The 12,591-nt window shown below is 72.0% G+C and carries 11 protein-coding genes; 7 read left to right on the top strand and 4 right to left on the bottom strand.

Features of this window, described 5'->3' with window-relative positions; genetic code table 11:
- Positions 1–52 precede the first annotated feature (52 nt).
- The 4 genes from OQ968_RS06430 to OQ968_RS06415 form a co-directional block, all read right to left on the bottom strand.
- Positions 53–343 (bottom strand): WXG100 family type VII secretion target, encoded by a 291-nt coding sequence (locus OQ968_RS06430; RefSeq protein ID WP_324675825.1) that lies wholly within the window; start codon positions 341–343, stop codon positions 53–55.
- A gap of 43 nt (positions 344–386) precedes the next feature.
- Positions 387–713: a WXG100 family type VII secretion target gene (locus OQ968_RS06425; protein WP_324675823.1), complete on the bottom strand. Its 327-nt coding sequence runs from the start codon at positions 711–713 to the stop codon at positions 387–389.
- Between the two features lie 183 nt (positions 714–896).
- Positions 897–1,406, bottom strand: coding sequence for a pullulanase (locus OQ968_RS06420; RefSeq protein WP_324675821.1), 510 nt, complete (start codon positions 1,404–1,406; stop codon positions 897–899).
- Between the two features lie 24 nt (positions 1,407–1,430).
- A complete protein-coding gene (locus tag OQ968_RS06415) occupies positions 1,431–2,882 on the bottom strand; it encodes a CCA tRNA nucleotidyltransferase (protein ID WP_324675819.1) in 1,452 nt (483 codons plus the stop codon).
- Between the two features lie 85 nt (positions 2,883–2,967).
- Between OQ968_RS06415 and OQ968_RS06410 the strand changes: the two genes are divergently transcribed.
- From OQ968_RS06410 to trxA, 7 genes are all read left to right on the top strand, one after another.
- Positions 2,968–3,708, top strand: coding sequence for an NUDIX hydrolase (locus tag OQ968_RS06410; RefSeq protein ID WP_324675818.1), 741 nt, complete (start codon positions 2,968–2,970; stop codon positions 3,706–3,708).
- Positions 3,705–6,116 (top strand): hypothetical protein, encoded by a 2,412-nt coding sequence (locus OQ968_RS06405; RefSeq protein WP_324675816.1) that lies wholly within the window; start codon positions 3,705–3,707, stop codon positions 6,114–6,116. Before OQ968_RS06410 ends, OQ968_RS06405 begins: the two co-directional genes overlap by 4 nt.
- Positions 6,113–9,688 carry a lipid II flippase MurJ gene (locus OQ968_RS06400; protein ID WP_324675814.1) on the top strand — a complete coding sequence of 1,192 codons (3,576 nt, stop codon included), beginning with the start codon at positions 6,113–6,115 and terminating at the stop codon, positions 9,686–9,688. Before OQ968_RS06405 ends, OQ968_RS06400 begins: the two co-directional genes overlap by 4 nt.
- A gap of 65 nt (positions 9,689–9,753) precedes the next feature.
- Positions 9,754–10,332: an RNA polymerase sigma factor SigM gene (gene sigM / locus OQ968_RS06395; protein WP_324675812.1), complete on the top strand. Its 579-nt coding sequence runs from the start codon at positions 9,754–9,756 to the stop codon at positions 10,330–10,332.
- Positions 10,333–10,398: 66 nt separating this feature from the next.
- The gene (locus tag OQ968_RS06390) at positions 10,399–11,130 is read left to right on the top strand and encodes a hypothetical protein (RefSeq protein WP_324675810.1); all 732 of its coding nucleotides are present in this window, start codon (positions 10,399–10,401) and stop codon (positions 11,128–11,130) included.
- Between the two features lie 96 nt (positions 11,131–11,226).
- On the top strand, positions 11,227–12,222 hold the full coding sequence (gene trxB / locus OQ968_RS06385) for a thioredoxin-disulfide reductase (protein WP_324675808.1): 996 nt from the start codon (positions 11,227–11,229) through the stop codon (positions 12,220–12,222).
- A 13-nt stretch (positions 12,223–12,235) separates the two neighbouring features.
- The gene (gene trxA / locus OQ968_RS06380; protein WP_324675806.1) at positions 12,236–12,589 is read left to right on the top strand and encodes a thioredoxin; all 354 of its coding nucleotides are present in this window, start codon (positions 12,236–12,238) and stop codon (positions 12,587–12,589) included.
- Positions 12,590–12,591: the final 2 nt, after the last annotated feature.

The following is a 12,591-nucleotide window of genomic DNA, read 5'->3' as shown; positions in this document are numbered from 1 at the left end:
GGCGCACGCGTCCGCGTACGCCCCCATCAAGCCGTTAGCGCGCGGCCAGAGGCTAGAGAAAGAAGTTCTGCATCGCCATGTCGGTGCCGATAGCGTCCTGATGCACGCTGTCCACCGTGTGGCCGTGCAGGCTGACGGTCTGGATCAGGCCCTCCAGCCCGTGCAGCATCTGCTGTTGCGCGTCGAAGAACGCCGTCGCCCCCTGACCCTGGAAGAAGTCGGCCAGCGCCTGGGTGAGGTGCAGGACGTCGCCGTGGATCTCCATCAGCTGGGCCGCCTGCGTCCCGATGTCGCCGGACAGGCCGCTGACGGCGGCGTGGTTGTAGACGATGTGATCGGTCATGTCGGTGTTTCCTTACTCGAAAAAGCGCGTGGGGTGGGTTGATTTAGGTCGACTGGGTGCCGGCGCCGAACAGGCCCGCGAGGTTGTGGGACGAGTCGGCTTCGTGGTTTTCCATCAGCGTCGCGGCCTGACCGAGGCCGTGCGCCAACCGGTTACCGCCGTTCATCGCCTGCTGCAGGTCGTGGCTGATCTGGCCGGCGGTGTTCAGCGACGTCGACCCCGCCTGGCCGGACCACCCCGTCGCGCTGACGATGTTCTCGTGGCCGCTCAAGTACTGATTGACGATCGCGGCCGCCTCTTGCAGTCGCGTCTCGATCCGTTGCTGTGTGCTACGCAGGAGCTCCGGCGTAACGACGGTGCTGCTTGGCATGCGTTTCTCCCTCGATTTCTAGGCTCTCCCCGGGCCGGGATATGTAGCAGTCTAGACAGCAATCGATGGCTGTCACTTCAGTTCGTTTATTTACTCCACAGGGGCTGAGCTGGGCGTTCGCCCAAACGACGGTAACGCCATGTCAGAAGCGGCCAGCGGATGGCTTAGCGGCGCGGCCGTCCGTCACAGGGCGCTGGCCCCGTCGGCCAGGCCGTCACCGTCGGCGTCGGTGAGCCGCACATTCCAGCGGCCGTCGCCGTCGGTGTCCACATAGGCCGTCGTCCCGTTCTCGCCGGAACACAGCACGCGATCGGCGACGCCGTCGCCGTCGGTGTCGAGCAACCGATCGTCGGGGCGCCCCTGCCCGTCGAAGTCGACCAGCGGGCCGCCGGTGTGTTCGGCGCCGTCGAGTGAATGCCAGCGCAGCTGGCCGCCCCGGTCCACCGCCACCGCCCACGTCCCCGACCCGTCGTCGGTGAAGTAACTTTCCGGGGCGCCGTCGTTGTCGAGGTCCAGCACGGCGTGGTCGGCCACCCCGTCGGCGTCGAGGTCGGCCAGCGCGTCGTCGCGCATCCCGTCACCGTCGAAATCCAGGCCGACCGCGTCGAGCCGGCCGTCCCCGTCGAGGTCCAGGTCGGGCTGGCCGTGCCAGATGGCCGCTGCGCCCTGATCCGCGGCGAGGCAGTAATCCATGCCCTATCGGACGCCCGGCGGTGGCTACCGGTTCCCGCGCGACCGCCACCAGGCCAGCAGCTCGGCCGACGCCTCCTCGGTGCTCAGCGGGCCGCGCTCCAACCGCAGCTCCTTGAGATAGCGCCACGCCTCGCCGACCTGCGGGCCCGCCGGGATGCCGAGCAGCTCCATGATCTGGTTGCCGTCCAGGTCGGGGCGCACCCGCGCGAGATCCTCCCGGGCGGCAAGCTCGGCGATCCGCGCCTCCAGCCGGTCGTAGCTGGCCTGCAGGCGCGCGGCGCGTCGCTTGTTGCGGGTCGTGCAGTCGGCGCGCACCAGCTTGTGCAGCCGGGGCAGCAACGGGCCGGCGTCGGTGACGTAGCGGCGCACCGCGGAATCGGTCCACTTGCCGTCGCCGTAGCCGTGGAAGCGCAGGTGCAGATACACCAGCTGCGACACGTCGTCGACCATCTGCTTGGAATACTTCAACGCCCGCAACCGCTTTCGGGCCATCTTCGCGCCCACCACCTCGTGGTGGTGGAAGCTGACGCCGCCGTTCGGCTCGTGCCGCCGGGTCGCCGGCTTGCCGATGTCGTGCAGCAGCGCGGCCCAGCGCAGCACCAGGTCCGGGCCGCCCTGCGGGCGCGGGTCCTCCAGCGCGATCGCCTGCCGCAGCACGGTCAGCGAATGCTGGTAGACGTCCTTGTGCTGATGATGCTCGTCGATGGCCATCTGCATGCCCCCGACCTCGGGCAGCACGACGTCGCCCATCCCGCTCTGCACCAGCAGGTCGATGCCGGCCACCGGGTCGTCGCCGAGGAGCAGCTTGTCCAGCTCGGCGGCCACCCGCTCGGCGCTGATCCGGGCCAGCTGCGGGGCCATCTCCTCGATCGCCGCCCGCACCCGCGGGGCGACGGTGAAGCCCAGTTGCGACACGAACCGCGCGGCGCGCAGCATCCGCAGCGGGTCGTCACCGAAGGACACCGACGGCGCCGCCGGGGTGTCCAGCGTGCGGGCGCCCAGCGCGGCCAAACCGCCCAGGGGATCGAGGAATTCGCCCGGGCCGGTCAGGGTGATGCGCACCGCCATCGCGTTCACCGTGAAATCGCGGCGCACCAGGTCGTCGTCGAGCCGCTCGCCGTAGCGCACCTCCGGGTTGCGGGACACCTGGTCGTAGCGGTCGGTGCGGAAGGTGGTGATCTCGAGGCGGTACTCGCCCTTCCCGACCCCGACGGTGCCGAACGCGATGCCGGTGTCCCACACGCTGTCCGCCCACGGCCGCACGATCTGTTGCACCCGTTCGGGGTGGGCGTCGGTGGCGAAGTCCAGGTCGGGCGAGCGCAACCGGCCCAGCAGGGCGTCGCGCACCGAACCGCCGACCAGGTACAGCTCGTGACCCGCGTCGGCGAAGATCGAGCCCAGCTCGCTCAGCACCGGGGCATGCCGGTTCAGGGCGACCGCCGCGGCGGTCAGCAGATCGGCATCGGCTTGGGACACGTTCGATCAGCGTAGTCAAGCGACGGGGCCTCGCCAGCGGCGAGTATGTCCAGAGGCCCAGCTCGTGCCAGCTACTATCGCTTGGGTGTCGGATGGCGAACAAGCCAAACCGCGTCGGCGCCGGGGACGGCGCCGGCGCCGCGGCGCTGCCGGCTCGGCCGAGAACCTGACCAACGGCCAGGGCAACGGCGACGCCGCGACCAAGCCGCGCCGATCCCGCTCGCCGCGCGGCGGGCCGGACCGGCTGCGAACCGTGCACGAAACGTCGGCCGGCGGGCTCGTCATCGACGGCCTCGACGGGCCGCGCGACAACCAGGTTGCCGCGCTCATCGGCCGCATCGACCGGCGCGGCCGGATGCTGTGGTCGCTGCCCAAGGGCCACATCGAGCTCGGCGAGACCGCCGAGCAGACGGCCATCCGTGAGGTCGCCGAGGAGACCGGGATTCGCGGCAGCGTGCTGGCCGCGCTGGGGCGCATCGACTACTGGTTCGTCACCGACGGCCGCCGGGTGCACAAGACCGTGCACCATTATTTGATGCGCTTCTCCGGCGGCGAGCTCTGCGACGAGGACCTCGAGGTCGCCGAGGTGGCCTGGGTGCCGATGCGGGAACTGCCGTCGAGGCTGTCCTACGCGGACGAGCGGCGCCTGGCCGAGGTCGCCGACGAACTGATCGACAAGCTGCAGAGCGACGGTCCCGCCGCGCTTCCCCCGCTGCCGCCCAGCTCACCCCGGCGGCACCCGCAAACACATTCGCGCACAAGGCATTCCGACAAGCACGCCGACAAACCCGCCGGCCGGAAGAACGGTCACGGTCCGGGACCGTGATTGCGCCGCGACTCTGCTGGGCCGGCTTGTTGCGCCTTGCCGCCGTCGTCGGCATCGCGGCCGGTTTCGCGGTAGTGCTCACCGGGCCCGCCACCGCGCCGCGCGCGGCCGCCGGCGAGCCCGGGGCGACGCCGTTCGTCCGCGTCCGCATCGACCAGGTGGCCCCGGATGTGGTGACGACGACGAGCCAACCGGTCATCACGGTCAGCGGCATGGTGATCAACATCGGCGACCGCCCGGTGCGCGACGTCATGGTCCGGCTCGAGCACGCCGCGCCCGTGGCCGCGTCGTCCGGCCTGCGCACCACCCTGGACGGCGCCACCGACCAGTACCAGCCGGCGGCGGACTTCCTGACGGTCGCGCCGGAACTGCAGCGCGGCCAGCAGGCCGGCTTCACCCTGTCCGCCCCGCTGCGCTCGATGACCAAGCCGTCGCTGGGCATCGACCAGCCCGGGATCTACCCGATCCTGGTCAATGCCAACGGGACACCGGACTACGGCGCCCCCGCCCGGCTCGACAACGCGCGGTTCCTGCTGCCCGTCATCGGCGTGCCGCCCGACCGGACGGACGACCTGGGCGCGGCCGTCGCGCCCGACACCTCGAAACCTGTGTGGATCACCATGCTGTGGCCGCTGGCCGACCGGCCCCGGCTGGCCCCGGGCGCCCCCGGAGGCACCCTCCCGGTCCGGCTGGTCGACGACGACCTGGCCACCTCCCTGGCCACCGGCGGCCGGCTGGACATCCTGCTGTCCGCGGCCGAGGTGGCCACCAGCCACGACGTCGACCCCGACGGCGCGGTCGGGCACGCGTTGTGCCTGGCCGTCGACCCGGACCTGCTGGTCACCGTCAACGCGATGACGAACGGCTACGCGGTGTCCAACTCGCCCGACCTCGCCGCCCAGCAACCCGCCGGCCCGACCCACCCGGGTGCCGGTCAGGCGGCCGCGACCGGGTGGCTGAACCGGCTGCGCGCGCTGGCCCACCGCACCTGCGTCACACCGCTGCCCTACGCGCAGGCCGACCTCGACGCCCTGCAACGCGTCAACGACCCGGGCCTGAGCGCGGCCGCCACCAACGGCGCCGGGGACATCGTCGACCGCATCCTCGACGTCGCCTCCGCCCGCGGCGCCACCCTGCTGCCCGACGGCCCGCTGACCAGCAACGCGGTCAACCTGCTCAGCGCCAACGACAACACCGTCGCGGTCGCGGCCGGCGACCTGACCGCCCAGGACTCCGCGAGCGACTCTCCCACCACCGTCGACACCAAACCGCGGCGGCTGACCCCCCAGGTGGTGCTCGCACCGTTCGACCCGGCCGTCGGCGCCGCGCTCGCCGGGGCGGGAACCAGCCCCGCCGTCCCCACCTATCTGGACGCCTCGCTGACGGTTCGGCTCGCGCACGACTCGGAAACGGCGCGACGCCAGGACGCGCTGGGCTCGATGTTCTGGCGCGCCCTGCAGCGCGACGCCGCGCCGCGCACCCAGATCCTGATGCCGCCGGCGGTGTGGAACCTGCAGACCGACGACGCGCAGACGATCCTGACCGCGCTGGCCACCGCGATCCGCTCGGGTCTGGCGATCCCGCGGCCGCTGCCCGCGCTGATCGCCGAGGCCGCGGCCCACAACGAGGCGCCGGAGCCGACGGACGCCTACCTGGCGGCGCGCGGCCGGTTCGCCGACGACGTCACCGCCGACATCGGCCACCAGGTCGGACGGCTGTGGGGGCTGACGTCGGCGCTGACCACCGACGAGCGCACCGGGCTGAGCGGCATCGGCTACACCGCGCCGCTGCGCGAGGACATGCTGCGCGCGCTGAGCGAATCGGAACCGCCGGACACCCGCAACGGGCTGGCCCAGCAGCGCGTGGCGGTGGTGGGCAAAACGATCAACGACCTGTTCGGCGCCGTCACGATCGTCAACCCGGGCGGCTCCTACACCCTGGCCACCGAGCACAGCCCGCTGCCGCTGGCGCTGCACAACGGGCTGGCCGTCCCCATCCGGGTGCGGCTGCAGGTCGACGCCCCGCCCGGGATGACCGTCACCGACGTCGGCCAGGTGGAGTTGCCGCCCGGCTACCTGCCGCTGCGGGTGCCCATCGAGGTGAACTTCACCCAGCGGGTGGCCATCGACGTGTCGTTGCGGACGCCGGACGGCATGCGGCTGGGTGAGCCGGTGCGCCTGTCGGTGCACTCCAATGCCTACGGGAAGGTGCTGTTCGCGATCACGCTGACCGCGGCGGCGATCCTGGTGCTGCTCGCCGGGCGCCGGCTTTGGCACCGCTTCCGCGGCCAGCCCGACCGCGCCGACCTGGACCGCCCCGACCCACCGGAGCGCCGGCCCGCCCGCCCGCGCGGCGAGGTCCACGACCGGTCCGGCGACCAGCACGTCGACGAAGAGCACAGAGTATGAAGCCCGCCTACGGGCGGCCACATCCGCGGCCACCCGCCCGGGGACCCGCCTCGCCGCCGACCGGCCCGCTGCCCCCGGTGCCGGAGCTGGCCCGCCGGCGCCCCGAACTGTCCGACGCCGCGCTGGTGTCGCGGTCGTGGGCGATGGCGTTCGCCACGTTGGTCAGCCGGATCACCGGGTTCGCCCGGATCGTGCTGCTGGCCGCCATCCTGGGCGCCGCGCTGTCCAGCGCCTTCTCGGTGGCCAACCAGCTGCCGAACCTGGTCGCGGCGCTGGTGCTGGAGGCGACGTTCACCGCCATCTTCGTTCCCGTGCTGGCCCGCGCCGAGCAGGACGACCCCGACGGCGGCGCCGCGTTCGTGCGCCGCCTGGTCACGCTGACGACCGCGCTGCTGCTGTTCGCGACGGCGGTGTCGGTGCTGGCCGCGCCGCTGCTGGTCCGCCTGATGCTGGGCCGCACCCCACAGGTCAACGAGCCCCTGACCGTCGCCTTCGCCTACCTGCTGCTGCCGCAGGTGCTCGCCTACGGGCTCACTTCGGTGTTCATGGCAATCCTGAACACCCGCAACGTGTTTGGGCCGACGGCGTGGGCGCCGGTGGTCAACAACGTCGTCGCGCTCGCGACCCTGGGCGGGTACCTGGCGGCCCCCGGTGAGCTCTCGGTCGATCCCGTCCGGATGGGGAACACCAAGCTGCTGGTGCTCGGCATCGGCACCACCGCCGGCGTGTTCGCCCAGACCGCGGTGCTGCTGATCGCGCTGCGCCGCGAGCGCGTCGGCCTGCGCCCGATGTGGGGAATCGATCAGCGGCTCAAGCGATTCGGCGCGATGGCCGCCGCGATGGTGCTCTACGTGCTGATCAGCCAGCTCGGCCTGGTGGTCGGCAACCAAATCGCAAGCACCGCAGCGGCTTCCGGGCCGGCGATCTACAACTACACCTGGCTGGTGCTGATGCTGCCGTTCGGCATGATCGGCGTGACGGTGCTGACCGTGGTGACGCCGCGGCTGAGCCGCAACGCCGCCGCCAACGACACCAAGGCGGTGCTGGCCGACCTGTCGCTGGCCACCCGGCTGACCCTGATCACGCTGATCCCGATCGTGGCGTTCATGACCGTCGGCGGGCCGGCGATCGGCAGCGCGCTGTTCGCCTACGGCCACTTCGGCGGGGTCGACGCCGGATACCTGGGCGCCGCGATCGCGTTGTCGGCGTTCACGTTGATCCCTTACGGGCTGGTGCTTTTGCAGCTGCGCGTGTTCTACGCGCGGGAGCAGCCGTGGACGCCGATCGTGATCATCCTCGTCATCACGGCCGTCAAGATCGTCGGCTCGGTGCTGGCCCCGCACCTCACCGGCGACCCCAAGCTGGTGGCCGGATTCCTCGGGCTGGCCAACGGTGTCGGCTTCCTGGCCGGCGCGGTCGTCGGCTACCAGTTGCTGCGGCGCACCCTGCTGCCGGCCGGGGGCCACCCCGTCGGGGTCCGGGAGGTGCGGACGGTCCTGGTCACGGTCGCCGCGTCGTTGCTGGCCGCGTTGGTCGGCCATGTGGCCGACCGGCTGCTGGGCCTGGGCCGGTTGACGGCGCACGGCGGCGGAGCGGGTTCGCTGCTGCGCCTGCTGGTGCTGGCCGCCATCATGTTGCCGATCATGGCCGCGGTCATGGTCCGCGCCCGCGTCCCGGAGGCGCAAGCCGCGCTGGGCGCCGTCCGACGCCGGTTCGGGCGCCGGGGCGGGCCGCCGGCGAGCCCGGCGACGGCTGCGCCGGATCGATCGTCGCTTCGGCGCCCCGTCACGTACCCTGAGCAGAGGAATTCGTCCCCGCCGGGGGCAAATGCGGTCCAGGAGCCGATCCGGCGCAGGCCTCCGGAGGGGGCCCACAGCGTCGGGGTAGCGAAAGGACCGGAGGTGACCGACCGCCCAGTAGACAGCGCCGCATCCGGGCCCGCGCCCGGCGGCAAGGCGCGGCGTCCCGTCGCCGACGACTTCGAGCCCGACATCCCGGCCCCCGATATTCCGGCCAAGCCCGATTCGGCCCCGCCGCGGCCGTCCGACCAGCGCAACGGCGACCTGCCGGGCCCATCGGCGTCCGGCGACGACGTCCACCTGGTGCCCGGCGCGCGCATCGCCGGCGGCCGGTACCGGCTGCTGGTCTTCCACGGCGGCGCCCCGCCGCTGCAGTTCTGGCAGGCGCTGGACACCGCGCTGGACCGGCAGGTCGCGCTCACCTTCGTCGATCCCGACGGGGCCCTGCCCCACGACGTGCTGCAGGAGATCCTCGCCCGCACGCTGCGGCTGAGCCGGATTGACAAGCCCGGCGTCGCCCGGGTGCTCGACGTGGTGCACACCGGATCCGGCGGCCTGGTCGTCGCGGAGTGGATCCGCGGCGGCTCGCTGCAGGAGGTCGCCGACACCTCGCCGTCGCCGGTCGGGGCGATCCGCGCGATGCAGTCGCTGGCCGCCGCGGCCGACGCCGCGCACCGCGCCGGGGTTGCCCTGTCGATCGACCACCCCAGCCGGGTGCGCGTCAGCATCGAGGGCGACGTGGTGCTGGCCTACCCGGCGACCATGCCCGACGCCAACCCGCAGGACGACATCCGCGGAATCGGGGCCGCCCTGTACGCCCTGCTGGTCAACCGCTGGCCACTGCCGGAGCACGGGGTGCGCAGCGGGCTGGCGCCCGCCGAACGGGATGCCTCGGGCCTGCCGGTCGAACCCACCGTCATCGACCGCGACATCCCGTTCCAGATCTCCGCCGTCGCGGTCCGCGCGGTTCAGGAGGACGGCGGGATACGCAGTGCCTCAACGCTTTTGAACCTGCTGCAGCAGGCGACCGCGGTCGCGGACCGCACCGAGGTGCTCGGGCCCGTCGACGACACGCCCCTGGTGCCCAGCGTCCGCGAGGCCTCCGGCCGGGGCGATTACGCGACGTTCGCGCGGCGCCGCCGCAACGTGCTGATCGGGGTCGGCGCCGGGCTTGCGGTCATCGTGGTGGCGCTTTTGGTGCTGGCGTCGGTGGTGAGCAAGATCTTCGGCAACGTCGGCGGCGGCCTCAACAAGGACGAGCTCGGGCTGAACGGGCCGTCGTCGTCGACCGCGTCGTCGGCCCCCAGCTCCGTCGCCGCGGGCAGCGTCGTCAAACCCACCCGGGCGTCCGTCTTCGCCCCCGACGGCGATCCGGACAACGCGGGCACCGCCGGGCAGGCCATCGACGGCGACCCCACCACCGCCTGGGCCACCGAGGTCTACACCGACGCCGTCCCGTTCCCCAGTTACAAGCAGGGCGAAGGGTTGATGCTGCAGCTGCCCAACCCGACCGTCGTCGGCCAGGTCACCATCGACACCCCGAGCACCGGGACCAAGGTCGAGATCCGCGCGGCGTCCACCCAGTCGCCGGCCAAGCTGCAGGACACCACCGTGCTGGCGCCGGCCTTCACGCTCAAACCCGGGCATAACGTCATCCCGGTCAGGGCCGGCGCGCCGACGTCGAACCTGCTGGTGTGGATTTCCACGCTGGGCACCACCAACGGCAAGAGCCAGGCCGGATTCTTCGAGATCACCGTCCAGGCCGCGTCCTGACGGGCGCTCACAGACGCGCGCCGCGGTGAAGTGCCGCGCGATCGCCGATTGGTTACTGTCCGGCCGTGGGTGTGGGGGGACGGGTCCGGCGGGAACGCAGCGACGCCGAGCTGCTGGCCGCCCACGTCGCCGGCGACCGCTACGCCTTCTCCGAGCTGTTCCACCGCCACCAGCGGCAGCTGCACCGCCTCGCCCGGCTGACCACCCGCACCCCGGAGGACGCCGAGGACGCGCTGCAGGACGCCATGCTCTCGGCCCACCGCGGCGCGGGCTCGTTTCGCCACGACGCCGCGGTCGGCAGCTGGCTGCACCGCATCGTCGTCAACGCCTGCCTGGACCGGCTGCGGCGCGGCAAAGGGCAGCGCACCGTGCCGCTCGAGGATGTGTACCCGGTGGCCGACCGCAGCGCTCAGGTCGAGACGGCGATCGTAGTGCAGCGGGCCCTGGCCCGGCTTCCGGTCGAGCAGCGGGCCGCGGTCGTCGCGGTCGACATGCAGGGCTACTCGGTCGCCGACACCGCGCGTCTGCTCGGCATCCCCGAGGGCACCGTCAAGAGCCGCTGCGCCCGCGCCCGGGTTCGCCTCGCCGAGCTGCTCGGCTACCTCGACACCGCCGCTCCCGACGGGCGCGCGGGCCGGGCCTGACCGCCGACAGGCCTTCGCGCAGGCCACATCTGGCCATCGGTGCACCCATGACGGACACTGGGGCGGATGTCTGACGCCGAGAACGATCCGCCCCTGACGGTCGAGCGCCTCGCCGACCTGCAGGCCGGTCTGCTGGACGACACCGCCGCCGCCCGGGTGCGCGAACAGGTCCGCGCCGACCCACAGGCCCAGGCGACCCTTGGCGCGCTGAACCGGGTGCGCCGCGACGTCGCCGCCGCCGGTGCGGATCCGACGGCGGCCCCCGACGCTCCCGCCGACGCGATCGCCCGTATCACAGCGGCGCTGACGGCGGCCGAGGGTAGCGGGCCCGCCCCCGCGGCGCATTCCGCCCGGCCGCCGGTGCGCCCCGGCAGGGTGGTGGCGGGGGTGGCCGGCGGGTGCGCGGCGCTCGCCGCGATCGGCATCGGCACGGCGGCGCTGATCGACGCGCCCACCCCGGTGCCGAGCACCTCCGTCACCGCCGAGCACATCACGGTGTCGACGCCGCCCATGGCGGTGCCGCTGTCGCGGGACGAGATCCTCGGTCTGCTCGACCGCAGCCCCGACTACGGCCCGCTCACCGACCCGTCCCGGCGCGCGTCCTGCCTCAGCGGCCTCGGCTATCCGGCTTCCACGCGGGTGCTGGGCGCACGGCCGGTTGACATCAACGCCCGCCCCGGCGTGCTGCTGGTGCTGCCCGGCGATACGCCCAACGACCTGGCGGTCTTCGCGGTGGCCCTGAATTGCAGCGCCGCCGACACCGGGCTGCTGGCCAACACGCAAGTCCCCCGCCCCTAGTGTGATGCCACGTGTTGCGCGCCGCGCGCGGGAACACCCACGCCTACGCTGACGTTCGTACACACTTGAAGACGCTCGAGTACCCGAAAGGCCCGCATGACCGTCGCCCCGTCCGCTCACGACACAGTCCACGACGTAATCGTCATCGGTTCCGGTCCCGCCGGGTACACCGCGGCGCTGTATGCCGCCCGCGCGCAGCTGGCCCCGCTGGTCTTCGAGGGCACCTCGTTCGGCGGCGCGTTGATGACCACCACCGAGGTGGAGAACTACCCCGGCTTCCGCGAGGGCATCACCGGCCCCGAATTGATGGACGAGATGCGCGAGCAGGCGCTGCGCTTCGGCGCGGACCTGCGGATGGAAGACGTCGAGTCGGTGTCGCTGGAAGGGCCGGTCAAGTCCGTCGTCACCGCCGACGGCGAAACCCACCGCGCCCGGGCCGTCATCCTGGCGATGGGCGCCGCGGCGCGTTATCTCAACGTGCCCGGCGAGCAGGAGCTGCTGGGCCGCGGCGTGAGCTCCTGTGCCACCTGCGACGGGTTCTTCTTCCGCGACCAGCACATCGCCGTCATCGGCGGCGGTGACTCCGCGATGGAGGAAGCGCTGTTTCTGACCCGGTTCGCCACCAGCGTGACGCTCGTGCACCGCCGCGACGAGTTCCGGGCGTCGAAGATCATGCTGAACCGCGCCCGCAACAACGACAAGATCAAGTTCGTCACCAACCACACCGTGGTCGCGGTGGACGGCGAGACGACGGTGACCGGATTGCGGTTGCGCGACACCGTGACCGGCGCGGAAACCGCGCTGCCGGTGACCGGTGTTTTCGTCGCGATCGGCCATGAGCCGCGCTCGGAACTGGTGCGCGACGCCGTCGACGTCGACCCCGACGGATACGTACTCGTGAAGGGCCGCACGACCAGCACCTCGCTGGACGGTGTGTTCGCCGCCGGGGACCTGGTGGACCGCACCTATCGGCAGGCGGTCACCGCGGCCGGGAGCGGTTGCGCCGCGGCCATCGACGCCGAACGGTGGCTGGCTGAGCACGAAGAGTCCGACGCGGCCCCGGAGCCGCAGCAGCTGACGGTACCGATGTGATGGGAGCACCACGATGACCGACGCCGAAAATGCCGGGGCCACAATAGAAGTCTCCGACGCGTCCTTCTCCACGGAAGTGTTGTCCAGCAATAAGCCTGTGCTGGTTGACTTTTGGGCGACCTGGTGCGGGCCGTGCAAGATGGTCGCACCCGTCCTCGAGGAGATCGCCAGCGAGCGAGCCGAGCAACTCACCGTCGCCAAGCTCGACGTCGACGCCAACCCGGAAACGGCGCGCGACTTCCAGGTGGTCTCGATCCCCACGATGATCCTGTTCAAGGACGGTCAGCCGGTGAAACGCATCGTCGGCGCTAAGGGCAAGGCCGCCTTGCTGCGTGAGCTTTCCGACGCGGTTCCCAACCTCGCCTGAAC

This window comes from Mycobacterium sp. 663a-19 (genome assembly GCF_035616495.1).
In the GTDB taxonomy this organism is placed as follows: domain Bacteria; phylum Actinomycetota; class Actinomycetes; order Mycobacteriales; family Mycobacteriaceae; genus Mycobacterium.
The sequence above is the reverse complement of the archived record's forward strand: the minus strand, read 5'-3'. Positions and strand labels throughout refer to the sequence as shown.

Coding starts and splice junctions, on each gene's coding strand:
- OQ968_RS06430 (WP_324675825.1), bottom strand. CDS start 343: ATGACCGATCACATCGTCTACAACCACGCCGCCGTCAGCGGCCTGTCC.
- OQ968_RS06425 (WP_324675823.1), bottom strand. CDS start 713: ATGCCAAGCAGCACCGTCGTTACGCCGGAGCTCCTGCGTAGCACACAG.
- OQ968_RS06420 (WP_324675821.1), bottom strand. CDS start 1,406: ATGGATTACTGCCTCGCCGCGGATCAGGGCGCAGCGGCCATCTGGCAC.
- OQ968_RS06400 (WP_324675814.1), top strand. CDS start 6,113: ATGAAGCCCGCCTACGGGCGGCCACATCCGCGGCCACCCGCCCGGGGA.
- OQ968_RS06390 (WP_324675810.1), top strand. CDS start 10,399: ATGTCTGACGCCGAGAACGATCCGCCCCTGACGGTCGAGCGCCTCGCC.
- trxB (WP_324675808.1), top strand. CDS start 11,227: ATGACCGTCGCCCCGTCCGCTCACGACACAGTCCACGACGTAATCGTC.
- trxA (WP_324675806.1), top strand. CDS start 12,236: ATGACCGACGCCGAAAATGCCGGGGCCACAATAGAAGTCTCCGACGCG.